Annotated in this window: 16 protein-coding genes; 8 read left to right on the top strand and 8 right to left on the bottom strand. The window is 56.6% G+C overall.

Going from position 1 to position 19,955, the window contains the following annotated elements; translation table 11 throughout:
- The first annotated feature begins 141 nt into the window (after positions 1–141).
- Positions 142–4,380: an EAL domain-containing protein gene (locus FEAC_RS10955; protein WP_152623201.1), complete on the top strand. Its 4,239-nt coding sequence runs from the start codon at positions 142–144 to the stop codon at positions 4,378–4,380.
- Here the strand turns inward: FEAC_RS10955 and FEAC_RS10950 are convergent.
- The 3 genes from FEAC_RS10950 to FEAC_RS10940 all read right to left on the bottom strand — a co-directional run bounded on the left by FEAC_RS10950 (position 4,311) and on the right by FEAC_RS10940 (position 8,341).
- The gene (locus tag FEAC_RS10950) at positions 4,311–5,768 is read right to left on the bottom strand and encodes a sensor histidine kinase (RefSeq protein ID WP_035390237.1); all 1,458 of its coding nucleotides are present in this window, start codon (positions 5,766–5,768) and stop codon (positions 4,311–4,313) included. The genes FEAC_RS10955 and FEAC_RS10950 overlap by 70 nt on opposite strands.
- Positions 5,749–6,420 (bottom strand): response regulator transcription factor, encoded by a 672-nt coding sequence (locus FEAC_RS10945; RefSeq protein ID WP_236684644.1) that lies wholly within the window; start codon positions 6,418–6,420, stop codon positions 5,749–5,751. The genes FEAC_RS10950 and FEAC_RS10945 overlap by 20 nt, the downstream gene beginning before the upstream one ends.
- 67 nt (positions 6,421–6,487) lie before the next feature.
- Positions 6,488–8,341 (bottom strand): MFS transporter, encoded by a 1,854-nt coding sequence (locus tag FEAC_RS10940; protein ID WP_081901151.1) that lies wholly within the window; start codon positions 8,339–8,341, stop codon positions 6,488–6,490.
- A 231-nt stretch (positions 8,342–8,572) separates the two neighbouring features.
- On the opposite strand from FEAC_RS10940, the gene FEAC_RS10935 reads away from it, so the two are divergent.
- The 7 genes from FEAC_RS10935 to gnd all read left to right on the top strand — a co-directional run bounded on the left by FEAC_RS10935 (position 8,573) and on the right by gnd (position 15,093).
- Positions 8,573–9,358, top strand: coding sequence for an indole-3-glycerol phosphate synthase TrpC (locus FEAC_RS10935; protein WP_035390236.1), 786 nt, complete (start codon positions 8,573–8,575; stop codon positions 9,356–9,358).
- Positions 9,348–9,959: a phosphoribosylanthranilate isomerase gene (locus FEAC_RS10930; RefSeq protein ID WP_035390235.1), complete on the top strand. Its 612-nt coding sequence runs from the start codon at positions 9,348–9,350 to the stop codon at positions 9,957–9,959. Before FEAC_RS10935 ends, FEAC_RS10930 begins: the two co-directional genes overlap by 11 nt.
- 45 nt (positions 9,960–10,004) lie before the next feature.
- Entirely contained in the window at positions 10,005–11,189 is a 1,185-nt protein-coding gene (gene trpB, locus FEAC_RS10925) for a tryptophan synthase subunit beta (RefSeq protein ID WP_035390234.1), read from the top strand.
- Positions 11,170–11,958: a tryptophan synthase subunit alpha gene (gene trpA, locus FEAC_RS10920; protein ID WP_035390233.1), complete on the top strand. Its 789-nt coding sequence runs from the start codon at positions 11,170–11,172 to the stop codon at positions 11,956–11,958. The genes trpB and trpA overlap by 20 nt, the downstream gene beginning before the upstream one ends.
- 161 nt (positions 11,959–12,119) lie before the next feature.
- On the top strand, positions 12,120–12,494 hold the full coding sequence (locus FEAC_RS10915) for a LapA family protein (protein WP_052566263.1): 375 nt from the start codon (positions 12,120–12,122) through the stop codon (positions 12,492–12,494).
- A gap of 216 nt (positions 12,495–12,710) precedes the next feature.
- Positions 12,711–13,910 (top strand): CaiB/BaiF CoA transferase family protein, encoded by a 1,200-nt coding sequence (locus tag FEAC_RS10910; RefSeq protein WP_035390232.1) that lies wholly within the window; start codon positions 12,711–12,713, stop codon positions 13,908–13,910.
- 169 nt (positions 13,911–14,079) lie between these two features.
- Positions 14,080–15,093 carry a phosphogluconate dehydrogenase (NAD(+)-dependent, decarboxylating) gene (gnd, locus tag FEAC_RS10905; protein WP_035390231.1) on the top strand — a complete coding sequence of 338 codons (1,014 nt, stop codon included), beginning with the start codon at positions 14,080–14,082 and terminating at the stop codon, positions 15,091–15,093.
- A gap of 6 nt (positions 15,094–15,099) precedes the next feature.
- Here the strand turns inward: gnd and FEAC_RS10900 are convergent, their stop codons facing one another.
- From FEAC_RS10900 to FEAC_RS10880, 5 genes are all read right to left on the bottom strand, one after another.
- A complete protein-coding gene (locus FEAC_RS10900) occupies positions 15,100–16,728 on the bottom strand; it encodes an ABC1 kinase family protein (protein WP_052566262.1) in 1,629 nt (542 codons plus the stop codon).
- Positions 16,729–16,788: 60 nt separating this feature from the next.
- Positions 16,789–17,991 carry a beta-ketoacyl-[acyl-carrier-protein] synthase family protein gene (locus FEAC_RS10895; RefSeq protein WP_052566261.1) on the bottom strand — a complete coding sequence of 401 codons (1,203 nt, stop codon included), beginning with the start codon at positions 17,989–17,991 and terminating at the stop codon, positions 16,789–16,791.
- Positions 17,988–18,230, bottom strand: coding sequence for an acyl carrier protein (acpP, locus tag FEAC_RS10890; RefSeq protein ID WP_035390230.1), 243 nt, complete (start codon positions 18,228–18,230; stop codon positions 17,988–17,990). Before acpP ends, FEAC_RS10895 begins: the two co-directional genes overlap by 4 nt.
- Before the next feature lie 70 nt (positions 18,231–18,300).
- On the bottom strand, positions 18,301–19,011 hold the full coding sequence (fabG, locus tag FEAC_RS10885; RefSeq protein WP_035390229.1) for a 3-oxoacyl-ACP reductase FabG: 711 nt from the start codon (positions 19,009–19,011) through the stop codon (positions 18,301–18,303).
- On the bottom strand, positions 19,008–19,931 hold the full coding sequence (locus FEAC_RS10880) for a beta-ketoacyl-ACP synthase III (protein ID WP_035390228.1): 924 nt from the start codon (positions 19,929–19,931) through the stop codon (positions 19,008–19,010). Before FEAC_RS10880 ends, fabG begins: the two co-directional genes overlap by 4 nt.
- Positions 19,932–19,955: the final 24 nt, after the last annotated feature.

Here is a 19,955-nt window from a genome sequence, read left to right as displayed (position 1 = left end):
GTCTACTTTGCTAACAAGTCAAGCAGGTAGTCAGCTGCTGTTGGCTCTCCTCGCATTCGGCGCCAGACTTGCTCAGACTCCAGTTCAGGTTCAGGAGTCCCGGTTTTGTCAGCAGAGTACTGATGTCAGGTCTGTGGTGTCGTGATCAGACGATCAGTGTTGCGTGTGTCGAGTCTTCGAAGTTGGGTGATGGCTGCTGCGGTCGGCCTAATCAGCGCCATGGCACTGATCGCTGGGTTATGGCTGCACGCTTCGATCGCACAGTCGGTCAAGGCGAGCAGCATTGCGGTGGCTACGGATGCGAACGCCAGCGTCTCTGCTCGTCTTACTCGTGAGTTCGATGCGGTCGTAGCCCAGGTTCATTTTGTAGGCTATGTTGCTTTTCAGTCGCCACCGCAGACGCTCTCTGGTGTACAACTTGGGCAGGTGTTTACGCATTTAGTGAGGTCCGTACCGGACCTACATAGCTTGGCAATCATTGGCCCTAGCCATCGTGTGCTCTGGAGCTATGGCACACTTGGTTCATCCTCTAGGCTTGAGGTGCTGCCCGTGCCCCAATACTCTCACTTGGCGGTTGGACATCTGGTCGCCAGCCGAGGTCAACTTGAACAGCAGGTAATTTACCAGGTGAGAGGGAGGGACGGGGATATCTTAGGGGCTGTAGCTGGCGAGGTAGTGCTTGACAATCCACTCGATGCCACCGCCTCACAGGCGACCTATCTTGAGCAGCACGGGGCGCCAACGATCGCTATTAGGGCCAACAATATGACGGTAGAGCCTCCACCAAAGCGCTATATACCGCTATCTGTCGTTTCGCGGACGACACCTAGTGTCACGTTGGTCTCCGGGATCTCTCCAGCGCTACTCAATGAAACCATCGGCCAAGCATTCTTTGGACCGATGGTTGTGTTGGGGTTGGCCTGGTTGCTTCTGGTTGGATTGGCCGTCTTTGGCGTCGAACTGATCGCTTTGGCTGAGGGAAATCAGATGCGAAGTAGCCGCAATGCTCAGGCTGCCGACCTGCTCCGGAGCTTGACACAGAAGGTCCTAGACCATGACGATCTCCACACCTTGTTCTTAGACGTCTGCCAGCTGTTGAGAGTATTCACCGGTGCCGTCCAGGTTGTGACCCAGTTCTCCCCTCGTGATGGCTCTCCGTGGTGTGTCGACACCAGCAGTAGCCACGACGAGCGAGTGTGGCCTATGGAACTGATGAACCAAGGCCTTGACGACCATGATCGTCGTTGGGCCGAGGTATCCGTTGATGGGGTCGGTGACGTGCTCATCTGGGGGTTTGGTGGATACGGTGGACAGGGCCATCTAATGGTGGTGAATCCGACGCCAGAAGGTAAGGTTCAAGTGAGTGGGGTCAACCTTGGAGTGCTCGACATCGGTGTAGATCGTGCCGAAACCGTCATTCAACGTAATTTGATGGCCGCCGCCGTAGAGGCTGTCGATGCTGGTGTCGCTATATTTTCTCGGTGGGGATCGCTGCAGTGGGCGAATTCGGTCTGGTACGCCTTGCTTGGAGCCGAGAGTAACGCGAGTGCAAATTGCCTGCTAACTGAGCTTGCCGGCGGAGACCTTGCCCCACAGATAGCGGCCTATCTCGAAGAGATTGCGCTGAATCCAGAGAGCAGGCTGGCTATTGAGTCTCCCTTCTATACAGGGTCAGATGGGGTGCAGTTCTGGGGATCACTCGTTCTGTCGACGGTGATTGATGAGCGGACGGGAGTCGTCGCCAACATAGTAGCACTGCTAAGGGATGCGACCGAGGCCCACGAGGCGACGCAATCCTTGGCCTTTCAGCTCGACCACGATTCTCTGACTGGGACCCTTTCCCGAGCTGCACTCGAGGCCAAAGCCGAGTCGCTCATCTCAGCCAGCCCTGCTCTGACACAGCCCTTTGCTATCGCGATAATCGACGTTGATAACTTCAAGTTAGTGAATGATACCTGGGGGCATGCAGTCGGGGATAAGCTCCTCCACGACCTAGGGCGTCGAATCCAGAGCTGCCTCGGGGACTCGCACAGCGTTGGTCGATTTGGTGGAGATGAGTTTATTCTCATCTTCTGTCTCAGTGCCGCAAGAGTGGACGAGTGTGCGGATGCCATCGATAGAGCACTGGTTCAGCCGTTCGTGATCGACGGAGATCTATCTGTCGTGGTACGAGCGAGCATGGGGGTGGCCAGGTACCCCGGAGACGCCAAGACACTTGACAGCCTACTCAGGGAGGCGGACCGCTCCCTTTATCACGTGAAGGGCTCAAAGTCATTTGGTGCACGCTGGTGGCTGTGCCGATCTGACCTCGAGGTCTCCGAGACTTTAGAGCAAGACCCGTGGTCGAGCGAGAGCGCACAACAGCTTGATAGGTATTCAATGGTCTGGGATACGCTTACCGGAGTCATCGGGACCAGACTTCGTGAGCGTATCGATACTAGCTCTATACCAGCTGTCAATTCAGCCAGCAACGATTGGGTGATGTTGCATTGTTCCCTGTTGCGTGAGGTGCTTGAGCCGAGCGCCACACCTACGACGATGGGCGAGCAGCTAGAGGTTGTGGGAGCTGAACTCGAGGTAGCCAGTGCCAACAAAGAACTCTTGTCGTTGACCAGCTCCATGGTGCCATCGGCGTTTCTCGACGACGGCGTTGGGCCGGCCATAGCCGGTCATGAACGTCGACTTGTGTTGGAGGTGGTGAGGCGTCGATTCGAATGGCTTGTCGAAGGCGAGCGCGAGGCGATGACCGGTGTGCGGGCCACCTATCTTGCCGGGGCTATGGGTGCGTCATTGACGAGTCATGGATCTTGGGACTCTTTCCTCAACGCTACCCTTGATGGAGTTGCGGGGTTGCCAGCGGTACGCGGAGTGGTCTTCATCTCCTATGACTCTCACGATGGTGAGCTCCGTTATGTCGGGGGAGCGTTGGCCGCCGAGTTGCGATCTTGGATGAGCAGTTCAGAGGAGGCACCGGCGATCTTTGATCCATCATCGCCGACGGGTCCCGGAGACGGTGCGTTGGCTTGGGAGACGAACGCCATCGTGAGTGTTGGTGATGTGCAAACCGCCGAGCGTTATCGCCCGTGGAGGTCAGTGATCAAGCGCCTCGGCTTTCGATCACTGAGCATCATCCCGGTTATGGTGGGAGTTCAGGCCATCGGTCTATGCGTTATCTACGGGGCGTACACGGATCAGTTCCATGGGCGGACTCCTGAGGAGTTCCTAGAGGCGTTACAACGAAGTCTCGAGGGAGGTTGGACTAGGTATAAGTCCAGCGTCGGTGCGCTTAGCGGTCAGAAGGCGCAACGTTATCGAAAGGCTTTAGCCGTCGGAGGATTGCGAGAGCATCTGCAACCGTTGCTTGACCTTCGAACCGGAACTGTGACCCGAGCGGAGCTTTTGGCCCGCCTCGAGGTAGGCGATGATCGGCTAGCTCAACCTGGGGAGTTTCTGCCTGCATTCGGATCTCGAGAGCTTGGCCACCTGTTTGTCGAGTCATTGATTCGTGCTACTGCGCTGCAGGAGTCCTGGGGTGCCGCTGGTTTGGAGTTGGGATGCTCGATCAATCTGCCAGGCTCAGTGCTACTCGATTCACGGCTAGCTCAGGTAATAGAGGCTGCCCGTCAACGTCGTGGTGGAGATCTCACCTGGCTTACGCTCGAGCTCCTAGAGGGTGAGCATCTAACGCCGGAGGCGACAGAGATCCTCAGGGAGTTGGCAGCGGATGGGATTGAGTTCGCGATCGACGATCTTGGCTCTGGTTACTCCAACCTAGATCGGCTGGTCGACCTTCCGTTTACACAGGTGAAACTCGATCGTTCCATAGTTCAGCGCCTTTGGAGTCATCCGCTCTCGACGCTTGCGATTGTGGACGGTGTCGTCCAGGCGGGCCATGAGGCGAACCGAACCGTGGTTTTTGAGGGGATAGAGCGACTCGAGCTCCTTGAGGTCGCGCAGATTCTCTCAGCTGATTTTGCGCAGGGTTTTGTGATCGCGAAACCGATGCCGGCCAAGGAGGTCGAGTCTTGGCTTGCCAAGTTTACCCTCCCGGAGGCGTCGCCGAATGAGTCAGCATCAGTCTTCGGAGCTAGGATCAGGTCGGTTCTCGGGGCGCTTGCCTATGTCTGGCGCGAGGTTCACCAGCATGGTGATGGACTTCCGAATGATTGGAGAGATTGTCCGGTTGACACCTACCTAGGGCGAACATTCGGAGCGATGTCGCCTATGATGGTGCTGCATCGCAGACTCCATCATGAGGGACTGGCTATCTCTGAGACCTATCAACGTCTCAGTGCTGAACTCGACCGTTGTCAGCGCGGTCTGCTCTCTGGCTCGGCTGTGGCTGGGGCCGTGTCACGAGATGAGCTAATCATTGATTGAGAGTTGGTGTCGGCGAGTATGACCTCACATCTGGTTCCTCCCGCTTGATTAATCGGGGAGTCTGCCCGCACCTCGATCCCCATTAGCGTTGCTAGACGGCCTACTATGAGCAAGCCCAGTCCACTGCCTACGGCGCCGTCCCTGCCTGGCGTGGGCTTGAGTTGACTGTGGAATAGTTGTTCAGCCGTGGAGCTTGGGATTCCCGGTCCGTCGTCGGTGATCTCAACTAGAGTTGCTCCATCCCTGGTTTTGAGGTCGACGCAAACTCTATCGTTGGCGTACTTTATGGCGTTGTCGAGTAGATTGCCAAGCAGTTGGAGTAACCGTTCTGGGTCCTGGTTGATAATGACTTGATCAGCTGGTAGCGAGCTAACGACTTGTAGCGAGCGACGTTCTGCTCGCGGTGACACCGCCTCCAGTAGGTGGCGAAGTAGGTCGTTCAGGTTGATCGACTGCGGAGACAGAGCATAATCATTTGCACGCAGTCGAGCCAGTGCGATGAGGTCGTTTATCAGCCGTTCTATGCGCTGAGCCTCACGCTCTATGGTGTGGGCGGCCTCGATTGGTGAGGAGATGGCTTCGTCGATGATCGCTTCTGCGAAGCCCCGGATGGAAGTCAGTGGGGTTCTAAGGTCATGGGAGATAGCGAGAATATAGGTTGATTCGATCTCACTAGCGGCGCGCAGCGAGTCGATCATCGATGAGATGGCTAGGTCTAGGGCGGCGAACTCCGCCTCTCTTGGTTCACCGCTTGGCTCGTGGTCGTCCAGGTGGCCGCTGGCAACTCTGTTTGCTCGACTCACGAGGCGATCTAATGTCTTGGAGATGTGGGCGGTGTAACGATCAGAGATCACGACGGCGATGATCGCCGTGATGACTACAGCAGCTACCACAAACAGGACCGGTCCTACTATCGATGGCAGTGGACGAGTCAAGAGGAGTGCGAACTTGTGGGCGTGGACACCTGCTATCCGAGTGTTGAAGGATTGCGTAGTTGTGACCGGGTATGCGATAAAGACCTCATTGCCAATGACGCCGGACTGATAACCTCCGGAGTGGAGGATCTGCCAGTTGATCGAGTGTTGTTTGAGGGGGAGCGGAAGAGACACAAGTGGTCGACCGCTCTCGGCGAGTGGAATGAGTCGCAGATGACCGACTCCAGCGGTCACCAGAAACGGACGAACAAAACGGTGATTTACGCGTTGGAAGAGGAGTGCGAGTGCGCTTGCGGTCCTCAGTAGAAAGGCCTGAGTCTGGTGAACAGCGACCTCTCTACTGATGAAAAGGGTCCCGAGCCCTCCGATTAGGACGGTGACAATTGCGGTAGTGAGTAGGCCAAATCGGAGCGTGGTGCGTATACTTTTTGGACTATGCCAAGCGATAGCCAACCCCCCATACTGTGGTTATAGGCAACGAGTCGCCGAATTTGCGACGTAATTGACGGATGTGGACGTCAACTGTCCGATCGTCTCCGTACCATTCGGGTCCCCATACGCCATCGAGGAGCTGGCGGCGCGAGAGTGCCACGCCACGGTGAGTGAGGAGGAAGCCTAACAGGTCGAACTCCCGGTTGGTCAGTGGTACCACTAGATCTCCAAGAGTTGCAGTTCGACGCTGCTGATTCCAAGTAATTGCCCCGAGAACCTCGACGTTGGTCGCGGAATTGGGGGTGAGCTGCGTACGCCTGAGTATGGCCTTTAATCGTGCTATCAACTCTCTAGGCGAGAATGGCTTGGTGACGTAGTCGTCAGCTCCAATCTCGAGTCCAAAGATGCGATCAAACTCCTGGTCTCTTGCGGAGAGCATGATGATAGGGACGTCAGAGTGTTTGCGAAGCAAGCGGCATACATCGAGGCCATCGAGCACACCTGGGAGATTGAGGTCGAGAATGACCGCCATCGGTCGCTCCTCCTCGAAGAGGTTGAGCGCACTCTCTCCTGTGGTTGCCACAATTGGAGAGAACTCGTCTCGTTCTAGATAGGCCCGTAGGAGTTCCGCGATAGAGGGGTCGTCCTCGACTATGAGCACCGCTGCTAGCACGGCATCGATCCTAGCGACAGTTGCCGGCGTGCAAGCCAACCGTCGCCCTACTTATCTGTGCTGAATGTCAGTCGCTGGTGAGCCCTCTACTGCCTGGGTCTAAACCCTGGGTTCGACTCGCTGCTGAGACCGGAGCGGCTGTTGACGGGGAGGACCCTTGGAGCTCGCGCTCGTACTCCTCGTTGGAAGGCGAACTTGGATCTATGTCGCTAGCTGTGTACTTACCTCCACGAAGCCATGATGCGACAGCGGCAACGAGACATGCGATCGCTGCAAATATGAAAGCCTCGGTGAGGCCATGCCCGAAGGGGTGTGAGATTAAGTTCGGAAAGTAGATGCGTCCGGTCAGATAGTGCGAGTTCTTGCTCGGTAGCTTGCTAAGTATCGACGAGCCGATCAGCTTCGCGATCGGGTTGTATCCGAGGAATGCTGCGAAGAGCAGACTTACCGGCGGTAGTGCCGAGATTCCTTTGGCCACCTGGAATGGGACGTGTTGATGTGTCAGTCCGGTCAGCAGGGCATGAGGTAGATAGGCTTGGAGGCCGAATATCATCAGCGTGAAGAAGACTCCTATGGAGAGCACCATGGCCGAGTTCTGGAAGGTCGCTGCCATTCCGGCCCCGACTCCACGCTCATTTACCGGGAGGCTGTTCATGATGCCAGCGCGATTCGGGGAGGCAAAGAGCCCCATCGCTAGCCCATTCAAGAGAAGGAGTGCGGCGAACACTGGATAGGAGAAGTTGACCGGGAGGTAGATCAAGAGGATGAAGGATAGGGCTGCCACCACCATCCCGCCGGTTGCAAATGGTCGTGCACCAAAGTGATCAGAGAGGTAGCCAGATACTGGTCCGGCAACCAAGAAGCCAATGGTGAGTGGAACAAGGTAGATTCCTGCCCAGAGTGGGGTAGACGAGTATGAGTAGCCGTGCTCGGGTAGCCAGATCCCCTGTAGCCAGATGATGAGTATAAACATCATGCCACCACGGCCAAGGGAGGCGAGCAGACTCGCCAGGTTACCGGCGCTATAAGGGCGAATCCTGAATAGTCGTACGTTCATCATCGGCTCCGGGCGCTTTAGTTCGATTGCGACAAAGCTAACCAGGGTTAAGACACCACCAATAAGGGCGGCTAGTACGCCTGGATTCGTCCAGCCCATGGTATGGCCACCGTAGGGCTGCAGGCCATAGGTGATGCCGACAAGAATCGAGATCAGACCGATGGCGAAGACAAGGTTACCGATAAAGTCAATCCTTGCCTTTGTCTTCTTGCCTAAGTCGTGAAGCATGAGATAAGCCCATACGGTGCCGATTAGTCCAAAGGGAACCGACACTAGAAAGACGGCTCGCCATGAGATTGGGGCCAACAACCCACCCATAATCAGGCCGAGGAATGAACCCGCAATAGCTGCGACGTTGTTGATTCCAAGTGCTAGCCCACGTTGGGTGGAGGGGAAGGCATCAGTCAACAGCGCTGCGGAGTTAGCCATCAACAACGCTCCTCCTAACCCTTGGCCAAGTCGCATCGCAATCAGCCAGAGAGCACCGCCACTCCCGTGCATCCAGGTGATAGAGAGCAAGATAGAGAAGATGGTGAAGGCGGCGAACCCCATGTTGTACATGCGAGCGCGCCCATACATATCCCCAAGCCGACCAAAGCTCACAACCATGACCGCAGTAACTACGAGGTAGCCCATCAACACCCAAAGGAAGTAAGAGGTGTTCTGTGGTGCGAGTGGGTTTAACTTAATGCCGTTGAAGATCTCTGGCAGCGAGATGAGCACGATCGACGAGTTGATGGTGGCCATCAAGATTCCGAGAGTGGTGTTGGAGAGGACGACCCACTTGTAACGAGGATGCTCGGTGATCTTGAAGGATCGTTCGCGCAACGACTTCTTTTCGGGTGCGGTCTGATTCGCTGACATCGCTAAACACTCCAATCTGTCGAACCCCGCCGGTCTTGGTACTCCGAAATGGCTAGGACCACTACGGTAACCTTCTCGCCTGAGCCAGTCCTTACCCCATTATTCGCCATGGTTGAGACGGCCGGGTACGGATCCATTCTATCGTGTAATAGCTTGCATACTACAAGTAAATGCAAGAAAGTCGGAGTTTGAATCGACTTTCCACGCCTTGATGGCGGGTAGCCTGGTGAGGTGGCAACTTATTTGGATGCTATCTTGGACCTCCACCGAGAGCGCTGCGCTAACGATCGTAGAGATCTTGCACCCCTTCGAGAGGAGTGCGGGCGAATGATTGCTGCCCCGAGCTTCGAGGGGGCTCTGAGGACACGGCGTTTCGGCGTTATCGCTGAAGTTAAGCGTCGTTCGCCTGTGCGTGGTTCTATGACCGACGGTGAGATCAGCCCGCGAGAGGTTGCCCTCGACTATCAAGCGGGTGGTGCGGCTGCCATCTCAGTTCTGACTGACGCTCCTCATTTTGGTGGGAGTTTAGACGACCTTGCCGAAGTTGCACAGGCGGTCTCGATCCCGGTTTTGCGCAAGGATTTCTTACTTAGCGAGCGCGACCTCTGCGACGCGAGGATCTACGGTGCATCAGCTGCGTTACTTATCGCAGCCGCGTTAGATAGAGGAGATCTTGAACGGCTGATTCGCTTTAGCGGATCGATTGGAATAGACATTCTGCTGGAGGTTCATGATCCCGAGGAGATATCTGGTCTAGATCTGGTTGGGCTTGATTTCCATGGTGCCCTTGGGATTAACCAGCGCGATCTGTTGACATTCGAAGTTGACCCGGACCGCGCCGTCAGCTTCCGCTCACAGTTGGGAGATGCTTTCCCCGTCGTTGCAGAATCGGGTGTGAAGGGTCCGGAGGATGCTCGTGCGCTAGCTGAAGCTGGCTACGATGCGATACTGGTTGGCGAGACTCTCATGCGTGCCGAGGACCGCCTCGGTGCCCTCAAGGCTCTTTGTGTCCTCTGATCGAGTCTGGGTCAAGGTGTGTGGTATCACCAACCGGGTTGACGCCCTTATGACCGTGGAGAACGGAGCCGACGCCCTCGGCTTTGTATTTGCCAACTCACCCAGGCGAGTCACGGTTGACCAGGTGGCTTCGGTGCTAGAGGTCGTTCCTGGCCAGATTCTCACCTTTGGCGTCTTTGTCGATGAGGATCCTGACCGCATTGTCGCACTGGTGGATTCTCTCGGCCTGAGTGGGGCACAGTTACATGGCTCGGAGTCGCCACAGGAGGTGGCGTACTTAAGTGAGCGGATTCCCCGCGTTATCAAGGCTATTCCGGCTGGGGAGGATCTGGGCGAACGAGTTGCTCTCTATCAGTCGTGGGCGATTCTTGTCGATGGACCTCGTCCGGGTTCAGGTCAGGCCTTCGACTGGAGTACTCTGGATCACACTCGCATCTCTGGCCGACTTATCCTGGCTGGTGGGTTGGATGCCGACAACGTGGGTTACGCCACCAGCTTGGTGGATCCATTCGGGGTTGATGTCTCGAGCGGTGTGGAGCGGAGCCCAGGTCACAAAGATCCAACCAAGGTGCACGATTTTATTGTTGCTGCACACAGATAACTAGCCCGACTGCATGGTTGTATGCGAACACGAAGGAGATAGGTGATGACGAGCATGATGGGCACCCCGGATGCCACCGGGAGGTTTGGCGAGTTCGGAGGCAGATTCGTTCCAGAGTCGCTAATGCCCGCAGTACTCGAACTTGAGTCTGCGTTCCGTGAAGCCTGGAGTGATCCCGGGTTTCGCGAGGAGTATGCATCGACGTTAGCGAACTACGCCGGCAGGCCCACCCTCCTCTACTTGGCTGAACGACTCTCTGAACACCTGGGTGCCGAGGTCTGGTTGAAGCGTGAGGATCTAGCTCATACCGGATCGCATAAGATCAACAACGTCATTGGCCAGGCCCTGCTAGCACGTCGTATGGGCAAGACGCGATTGATAGCCGAGACCGGCGCTGGACAGCACGGTGTGGCAACAGCGACTGCCGCGGCGTTGCTCGGTCTCGATGCGAAGGTATATATGGGCGAGGTCGATATTGCTCGGCAGTCGTTGAATGTCTTTAGGATGAGGCTGCTCGGGGCAGAAGTAGAGACGGTCACTTCGGGCTCGCGGACGCTCAAGGACGCGGTGAATGAGGCTATGCGTAGCTGGGTCGCAGCCCTTGACGATACCCACTACTGCATTGGGAGCGTCATGGGACCCCATCCATATCCGTGGATGGTGCGTGAGTTTCAGCGCGTAATTGGAGATGAGGCTCGAGAGCAGTATTTAGCGGCGACCGGCACAACTCCGGATTGGGTCGTCGCCTGCGTTGGGGGAGGGTCGAACGCGGCTGGAACCTTCGCCGGTTTTGTCGACACCCCTGCACGCCTGGTAGGTGTCGAGCCGGAGGGTGGTGCTGCCATCGGGCGTGGGATCGGTGGTATCGTCCACGGGATGCAGTCATTCTTTCTACAGGACGAGTTTGGTCAGGTGAACGAGGCCTCATCGATCTCAGCGGGACTGGACTATCCGGGTGTTGGACCCGAACACGCCCACCTGAGCGCGATCGGCCGAGCACGTTACGATCAGGTCGGTGATGACCAGGTTGTGGAGGCGGTGCAGCTGCTTGCTCGGACTGAAGGGATCATTTGTGCGCTTGAGTCAGCCCATGCGATCGCCTGGTTGCTGGCGCACAAGCCAGAGCTTGAGGGAACCTCGATTGTACTCACTCTCTCTGGGCGTGGAGACAAAGATGCAGAGACGATAGCGGAACGACTTGGATTTCTCGATGGAGGGCGTGGTGCTTGAGACCGTTCTACAGAACTTGAGAGCACAGGGTCGTCGCCTCCTCGTCCCCTATGTGATGGCTGGCGTCGATCCGGATTGGCTCTCCTTGGTGGACCTGGTGGTCGAGTGTGGAGCTGATGCGGTCGAGATCGGAATTCCCTTCTCTGACCCGAGTATGGACGGTCCGGTAATCCAACGTGCTGGCGAACTCTCATTGGCTCGTGGAGTGACTCCTCTCTCGGTGTTGAGCGAGCTGCGTTCACGTTCGTTTTCGGTCCCAGTTGTCGTTATGACCTACTACAACCTCTTCCATCACATGGGCATCGAACGTGCCGTTACGGAGCTACGCCGATCCGGTGTTGATGGTGTGATCATCCCGGACTTGCCTATCGAGGAGGTGGGCGAGTGGCGAACTGCTGCTGGCAAGGCCCAGCTCGAGACCGTGCAACTGGTCTCGCCAGCGACCTCGCTCGAGCGCTTGGACGCGATAGTGGCGGTCGCCGAGGGCTTCGTCTATGGAGTCGGGTTGATGGGTGTCACTGGTGAGCGAGCTGAGCTAGCTGAGACTGCGACCGCGATAGCTGCTCGAATCCGGCCTCGTACCTCACTTCCGGTGCTCATCGGTATCGGGATATCCAGTGGAGCTCAGGCGGCAGCGGTGGTCGAGGCGGGTGCAGATGGTGTGGTGGTCGGATCAGCCCTGCTCCGACGAGTCCTAGAGGGCCAGTCACCGACCGAGCTGGCCAGCTTTGTTTCAGAGATTCGTTCCTCCCTCGACCAAGCCCGATAGCGCTGTCCGGCTTAGATAACCTAAGGTAACGCACGACCTGTATCGCTTTTTGCCACTGTTGAGCGACTTCAATAGCCAAAGGGAGTCTGGCAGGATCGTTTAACGCCGATACCATCGAGCGAGGGTGACCTCTCTGAGCCATCGATAGTAGGCTCCACTCCATGGAGCAAGAACACGATGCACAGGTGCCGGAGTCGGATGGAGTAGGTCGCGAGCAGCTTAAGGGGGATGCAGAGGGCGCTCAATCCACGGAGGCGAGCAAGGTTCCATTAGTCGCGCGTGCTCAATCGACGAGAACATCACGGGTCTGGTTGGGATCGGTCTTCGGTCTGGTGGTTTTGATCGCGATTCTTATCTTCATTCTGCAGAACCTGGCCTCCGTTGTGATTCATTTTCCGGCCGCGAGTGCAAGGATGCCGGTTGGAGTCGCTATCCTCTTTGGCGTTATTCTCGGCGGTCTGTTCGTCTTTCTTCTTGGGCTGGCGCGAGTAGTACAGCTGCGACATAGCATTCGCCGGAGTCAAAAACTGGGATAGTAATCGGAATCTACGAAGAAGGCAACTCTGGATATGACATGCCATAGAGGCTTTTGAGTATGCACAAAGCGATAGTGGGTCGATATCGCTATCGTTCATTGGCGTTCTACTATCCTTCACAGGTTGGTGCTAGATTGGCGAACTCGGCGCGCTGGCCAGCATAAAAGACCAGACCACTAGGATACGAAGAGTTGGCACATTAGGAAGGATGCTTGCATGGACTCCACGAGTGGTGATCGCGATACTCATGATCGTGGCCCGTTAGAGGGTCTGATAGTGGCTGACTTTTCTCGCATCCTGGCCGGGCCATATGCCACCATGCTTCTAGGTGATCTTGGTGCCACAGTGATCAAGGTCGAAAGTCCAGCAGGCGATGACACTCGGACGTGGAAACCTCCAGTCCGTGGTGATGTTTCGACATACTACTTGGGGATCAACAGGAACAAGCGCTCTATTGTCTTAGACCTTCGCGACCCTGATGATCAGCTTGTGGCCCGTCGACTTGCAGAGCGTGCCGACATCTTGGTTGAGAACTTCAAGCCGGGGCAGATAGCTCGATTTGGGCTTGACTATGAGTCCTTGCGGAGCCAGAATCAGCGGCTCATCTACGCTTCAATCTCTGGGTTTGGAACTAAGCCTCCTGGTTCGGAGATGATGGGGTATGATCTCATGATCCAGGCGATGTCTGGCCTCATGAGCCTGACGGGCGAGGCGGATGGGCCAGCCTATCGAGCCGGGATCTCTGTGTTCGATATAGTTGCGGGTTTGCATCTCATAATGGGAATCCTCGCTGCCTTGCACGAGAGGACGACATCGGGTGAAGGACAGCATGTAGAGGTGAGCCTGCTGACGTCGGCACTATCTGGTCTCGTCAACCACACCGCTGCCGTAACTATGGGTGGAGTGGTTCCGTTCCGAATGGGTAACGCCCACCCAAGTCTCTACCCCTATGACCCATTTTTCACAAGCGACGGCGAGCTGATCGTGATCGCAGCCAACGATGGGCAGTTTCGCTCTCTTACCAGGGCCATTGGCGCCCCGGAGCTCGCCGATGACGAGAGATTTTGCGTTAACGAACGACGTACAGCCAATCGAGCTATCCTTGGTCCATTGCTACAGGAGCGACTGTCAACCAAGACATCCGACGACTGGTTTTCTCTGTTGATGGCTGCTGGGGTTCCGTGTGCTCCTATCGCCACGGTCGCCGAGGGGATTGACCTGGCTCGCAGGGTTGGGCTCGAGCCAACGGTGATCCTAGGGAATGGAGAGGACCAACTCGAGATGATTCGCAACCCGATCACCTTCTCTGAGACTCCACCGAGCTACCGTCTTCCTCCGCCGGACTTGGGTGCCGATGGTGGCTCGATTCGAAGTTGGTTACTCGATGACCAGGTGGCTGTACCGCTGAAGCCGTGATCGAGGTCTATTAGTCAGATCCATGAGCGGCCTCCTCGGCCTCAGGAGCGTTCGCTTCATCGGCTATCTGTGCCGGGACTGTGCGTGCGGAGTTTGCTCCAGAGCCGCCAGGCTGTTGCACGTCGGGCCACGCAGCTAAGCTGAGCTGATCGCGATTGAGGAGGATACAGTGCAGTTAGGAATCATTGGGTTGGGACGTATGGGAATGAACATGGGTCTTCGACTGCAGGGACGAGACATAGATGTACTTGGATATGACGCTTCATCTAGTGCACGAAGTGCGGCAGAGAAAGAGGGCTTGACTTGTGCGAGTTCGCTAGCCGACTTCGTGAAGGGACTGGCAGCACCGAGGGCGGTCTGGTTGATGGTTCCTGCTGGAGTTACCGAGAAGGTCCTGGACGAGCTAGCCGAAGTTTTGGATCGTGACGATGTCGTTATCGACGGTGGCAACGGCTTCTATCGAGACGACCAAACCCACGCTGCGACACTGGCGACACGCGGCATTCATCATCTCGATGCCGGCACCAGTGGAGGAGTATGGGGACGTGAGCGTGGATACTGTCTCATGGTCGGCGGTGAGAGAGATATTTTTGATCGACTCGAGAAGATTTTTGCTGCCCTTGCACCAGGTGTCGAGTCTGCTCCACGAACCGACTCCACGAGTTCCATACGTCAGGCTGAGCTTGGCTATCTTTACTGTGGCGATCACGGTGCCGGGCACTTCGTAAAGATGGTTCATAACGGTATTGAGTACGGAATGATGGCCTCTTTGGCCGAAGGGCTTGCCATTTTAGAGGGAGCCGATATCGGGAGTCGAGCCCAGGATGCCAGCGCTGAGGTCGCACCACTTCACGACCCGACCGCCTATCAGTACGATATCCCTGTTGCGGAGGTGGCCGAGCTGTGGCGGCGCGGTAGCGTTGTCGCCTCTTGGTTACTCGACCTCGCGGCAGACGCTTTGCGTCGTGATCCAACGCTCGACAGCTTTCAGGGTAGAGTGTCGGACTCGGGCGAGGGACGATGGACCGTCAATGCCGCCATCGATGAGGGCATCCCTGCGCCCACCATCGCCTCCTCTCTGTTCGCACGCTTCTCATCACAAGGTCATGCTGCGTTCTCCGACAGGGTTCTATCTGCCCTGCGCAAGGAGTTCGGGGGCCACGATGAGCTCCCCGGTAGCTAACTGGATCTATGAGTCGCGGCGGTTAGCTTGCTCCATGCGTTTTCGGATGAGTTCGCGTCGTTCTTTGAGTTCTCGATAACTTAGGTGGTCGAGTTCGGTGTCAACGCCAAGAGTTGCCTTGAGACCACCGAGGTCTATGGCATTTGGCGAGACCTCCATGCCAATATCGGCTGAGATCTGTGCGCCGTATCGGGTCATAAAATAGGAGGCGAGATAGGTGATCTCAGCGAAGAGATCGATCTCTGGAGCGAGTGTTGCCAGTGATGCATCGACGAATATCATGTTCTTAACAAAGAGCATGAGCTCTTTAGGTAGTCGCGCACCGTAGCCTAGGAGTGCCTTAGTGAGCTCTTGTATCTCGGCAATCATCTCCTCTGGTCGCATCTGGGTGGGGTCCTTGGAGGGTTCCTCTAAGCCAAGGTCATCGATCACGGCTCGGATGTCGGTATCGGTGGGTAGGGCGCCAAGGTCGATAAGTGCCTGGATCTGCGCAGGTAGGTCATTCATCGACCCACCCATGAGCAGTTTAAGAAAACCAAGGCGCTTTGTCTCCGAGAGTCTTCCAGTTATGCCGTAGTCGAGCAAAATCACCTTACCATCGTCGCCGACAAGCAGGTTGCCACCATGCAGGTCTCCATGAAAGACGCCATGGAGCATCGCCCCTTCCAGGAAAGATACGAGAGCAGCTCTCACTACCGTGCTGGTGTCAATCCCCGCATTATGCATCCCGAGCGCATCATCCCATTTGAAGCCGGTGAGTCGTTCCATGACGAGCACCCGTCGGGTAACTAGGTTTGGATGCGGTCTTGGAACGATGATGCTGCGCTGATCGGTCGCGGCGAGGACACCTGCGATGTCGAGCATATTCGCAGCCTCGAGTCGAAAATCGAGTTCCTCGACGATAGTCTCGGCAAAGAGTTCGACGAGTGCTGGTGGATTGGCAAGTGCCGCTACAGGAATTCTCCCGATGAGATGGGGAGTGATCCAACTCATCGCCGCCAGATCACGTCGCACCAGTTCTGCTACTTGTGAACGTTGCACCTTCACCGCTACCGGCTCTCCAGTCAATAGGGTTGCAAAATAGACCTGTGCTATCGACGCAGCAGCGACTGGTCGCTTATTGAAGGTCGCGAAGAAGTTCTCAAGTGGGCCGCCAAGATCGGCCTCGATGGTCCTTTGTACGACAGAAAAGTCCTCTGAAGGCACGCTATCGCGGAGCAGTCTGAACTCGTCGACGAGCTCCTCCGGGAAGATCCCTTCGCCGGAGGAGATGATCTGGCCCAATTTGATGTAGGTAGGTCCGAGATGTTCAAATGATCGACGCAGTCTGCGAGACAGTCCCTTGCGAGAGATGAGTTTTCCACGACGGCGATCAAGCAGGCGCCAGCCCAGTAGCGCGATACCAAGCGATATCCCTGTCCCAATGACTCGGCGCGCAGGCGGAATTCGCCGGCGTCGGAGCAGAACCGGGACCTGAGCCCGAGTACGAGTGCGCAGCTGGGTCGTAGCACTCAACCACTCAAGGCGATCGGGTTCCACCACCCACGGCTGCGCATTCGAAAATGAGCCAACCTTAAAGTCGGCACACTCTCGGGCTTGGGTGTGCTCCGGCGTAGCAGCATTGTCTGTAGGCATGAGTCCAGCCTACCCGCCATTGGTTACCTACTCTGAAAGGGTGTCCGAGATCGACTAAACCTACGATGGAGGGGGGCCAAAGACGATACAGGCGTTGTGTCCACCAAACCCGAAGGAGTTAGAGAGGATATGGCCTGTGGACAAAGGGCGCGGATCCTTTAGCACGACGTCGATGTCTACCTCTGGATCTAGATCGATGGTATTCGCCGTCGGAGGTATCAACTGATGCGCGAAGGTTAGCCCCACCGCAACCGCCTCGAGACCCCCAGCTGCACCTAGTGCGTGTCCGAGAGCGCCTTTCACTGAGGTCACCGGTGGATTCAGGTCGCCAAAGAGCGAGCGAATTGCGGTAGCCTCAGCCAGGTCATTCATCGGTGTCGAGGTCCCGTGGGCATTGATGTGAGCGATCTCGTTCACCGTGATACCTGCGTCCTCGATCGCCATGAGCATAGCCCTGTGGGCTCCTACGCCCCCGGGTGCCGGCTGCGTGATGTGGAAGGCATCGGCAGTGGAGGCGATGCCATCGATAGTCGCGTAGATTCTGGCCCCTCGGGCGACAGCCTTGTCATAGTCTTCGAGGACAACCACTCCTGCACCCTCTCCCATGACGAAGCCATCACGGTTTCGATCGAACGGTCGTGATATATCGACCTTGGATGTGGCGGTCATATTGACGAAACCTGCCGACGCGGTCTTCGTAATTGCCGCCTCTGCTCCACCGGTGACTGCCATGTCAACCCTACCCGTGGCGACGAGGTGGGCAGCATTGGCGATTGCATGGTTAGAGGCTGCGCACGCGGTGACCGATGTCTCACAGGGACCCTGGAAGCCAAACCGCATCGAGATCGAGGCAGCGTTAGAGTTGGCCATCATCAGAGGCACCAGGAACGGGGAGACACGAGAGTATCCTCGTTCATGACCTATTACAACCTGATTTTCAAGGCTCTCGAGCCCGCCGACTCCGGTACCCATCCAAACGGCCACCCGGTCTGCGGGATAGCTTGGGTTTCCCGCATCCGCTAATGCCATATCTGCTGCTGCGACACCCATCTGGTTATAACGGTCATGGCGTCGTATCTCCTTGGCATTTAGCCACTGAGTGGGATCAAAACCCTCAGCACGCCGTATGCCTGGTGGGGGCGGCGTTAGCAGCCCCTGCCAAAAGCTTTCGAGGTTGAGTCCCAAACCAGAAACAACCCCAAGACCGGTCACCGCTACGCGATGGGTGGCGAAGATAGGATTATCTCCGTAGCTTAGTCTCATCCGAGCTTCCCGTAGACGAGCTCGAATGCCTTGCCAACGGTGTCAACACCCTCGAGTTCTGACTCTGGTACCGTTACCGAGAACTCATCCTCTAGGGCCATGATGAGTTCTACGAGGTCAAGGGAGTCGGCATCTAGATCATCAGCAAAACTTGCTGACTCTACGACCTGCTCCTTGTTGACGCCGAGGACTTTGACGGTGCACTCGGTGAACTTTTCAAATGCCTCTTGTCGATCCATTGTGTCATCTTCCTTTCTTATGGTTTACTCCTTGCCATCAACTGCTGGCAAAGTGTAGGTGGGCGAGGGTTTACAACCCCATTCCCAACCCACCATCAACGGCGATCAGCGCACCGTTGATGTAACTGGCCCCTTCAGAGGCCAGAAATTGCACTACCGCCCCGACCTCGTCGGGGCGACCAACCCTTCCGAGTGGTACTTGAGATTCGATCTGCTCCAGCCGACTCTCGCCCGCATCGGTCAGTAGTTTGGTTGCGATCGCCCCCGGCAGGATGACGTTGGCTGTAATGTTGCGTGATCCAAGCTCGCGAGCGACAGAGCGGGCGAATCCAACTAAACCAGCCTTGGATGCGGCGTAGTTTGTCTGTCCTGGACTCCCTGTAAAACCTACGATCGACGAGATATATATAAGTCGGCCGCGGCGAGCTCTCATCATCGAGGGGAGCACCGCCTTGGTTAACCGAAATGCCGAGGTGAGGTTGGTCGACAGCATCTCCTCGAAGCGCTCGTCATCCATGCGAGCCAAGAGCGTGTCTCGGGTCAGACCAGCGTTAGCCACCAGGACCTCTACTGGACCTGATACTGATTCAGCCTCCTTGATGGCTGAATGTATTGAAGCTGGATCAGTGATGTCTACACAGACACTCGCGCAGTCCACCAACTCAGGCGGTAGCGGGGTACCGTGGTAGGTTGCGGTTACCTGATGTCCATCCTGGAGTAACCGTAGAGCACTCGCGAGGCCGATTCCTGTTGCTGCACCTGTGACGAGGACGTGACTCATGACAGTTCCCAGCGCACGAGAGCGCTCGCCCAGGTCATACCGGCACCAAAGCCAGTGAAAAGTACCAGGTCACCTCGTGAAAGTCGTCCAGCAGCGGCGGCATCAGCGAGCGCAAGAGGGATCGAACCCGATGAGGTATTGCCGGTCTTGTCGAGCACGATGGCCGTCCTCGCCATTGGGATGCCCAAGCGATCATTGGCAGCCTGGATAATACGGAGGTTTGCTTGATGGGGAACGAGCAAGGCGACATCATCACCGCTGACGCCAGCCTGTTTCAGTGCGCGTTGGGCTGAGTCAAGCATCGCTCTGACTGCTCGCTTAAAGACCTCTTGGCCCTCCATATACATGTAGCCACCGTGATCGCAGTAGAGGATGGGCCGTGCCGATCCATCTACTCCAAGATCCCAGCCGAGAAAGGTGTCGTCATCACTCGCCTCGAGGACGACCGCGCCGGCGCCATCGGCAAAGAGGACGGCGGTAGAACGGTCATTTTGATCGGTGATTTTAGATAGGGTATCGGCTCCGATAACAAGAATCCTGTGAAAGCCCATCTCTATCAACCCGCGGGCGGTGACGAGGGCGTAAACATAGCCCGCACAGGCCGCGTTGATATCCATACCAGCACCGCTCGTTCCCAACTGGTAGGTGACCTCAGCTGAGGTCGCAGGCACAGTCTGGTCAGGAGTCGTGGTGGAAAGGACCACGAAGTCGATGTCCGCTGGTGCCAAACCTGCTGAGGCGATTGCGTTACGACCCGCCTCGACCGCGAGTGAGGTAGTGGTGCCACCAAAGCGGCGTTCCCGTATCCCTGTGCGCGAGGCTATCCATTCATCCGAAGTATCTAGATATTGTTCAAAATCGGCATTGGTAACGATGCGTTCCGGTAACGCGGCTCCAAAGCCAGTTATACGAGCTCCCATGGACTCTCTCCTTTGTGTGGTGTA

The sequence above is a fragment of the Ferrimicrobium acidiphilum DSM 19497 genome (assembly GCF_000949255.1).
GTDB lineage: Bacteria > Actinomycetota > Acidimicrobiia > Acidimicrobiales > Acidimicrobiaceae > Ferrimicrobium > Ferrimicrobium acidiphilum.
Note: the sequence above shows the minus strand (reverse complement) of the source record. Positions and strands in the feature narration are given on the sequence as shown.

What these genes read in the sequence shown, in the direction of transcription:
- FEAC_RS10940 (WP_081901151.1), bottom strand. Translation starts at nt 8,341, where the DNA reads ATGTCAGCGAATCAGACCGCACCCGAAAAGAAGTCGTTGCGCGAACGA.
- trpB (WP_035390234.1), top strand. Translation starts at nt 10,005, where the DNA reads ATGACGAGCATGATGGGCACCCCGGATGCCACCGGGAGGTTTGGCGAG.
- trpA (WP_035390233.1), top strand. Translation starts at nt 11,170, where the DNA reads ATGGAGGGCGTGGTGCTTGAGACCGTTCTACAGAACTTGAGAGCACAG.
- FEAC_RS10915 (WP_052566263.1), top strand. Translation starts at nt 12,120, where the DNA reads ATGGAGCAAGAACACGATGCACAGGTGCCGGAGTCGGATGGAGTAGGT.
- FEAC_RS10910 (WP_035390232.1), top strand. Translation starts at nt 12,711, where the DNA reads ATGGACTCCACGAGTGGTGATCGCGATACTCATGATCGTGGCCCGTTA.
- FEAC_RS10900 (WP_052566262.1), bottom strand. Translation starts at nt 16,728, where the DNA reads ATGCCTACAGACAATGCTGCTACGCCGGAGCACACCCAAGCCCGAGAG.
- FEAC_RS10895 (WP_052566261.1), bottom strand. Translation starts at nt 17,991, where the DNA reads ATGAGACTAAGCTACGGAGATAATCCTATCTTCGCCACCCATCGCGTA.
- acpP (WP_035390230.1), bottom strand. Translation starts at nt 18,230, where the DNA reads ATGGATCGACAAGAGGCATTTGAAAAGTTCACCGAGTGCACCGTCAAA.
- fabG (WP_035390229.1), bottom strand. Translation starts at nt 19,011, where the DNA reads ATGAGTCACGTCCTCGTCACAGGTGCAGCAACAGGAATCGGCCTCGCG.
- FEAC_RS10880 (WP_035390228.1), bottom strand. Translation starts at nt 19,931, where the DNA reads ATGGGAGCTCGTATAACTGGCTTTGGAGCCGCGTTACCGGAACGCATC.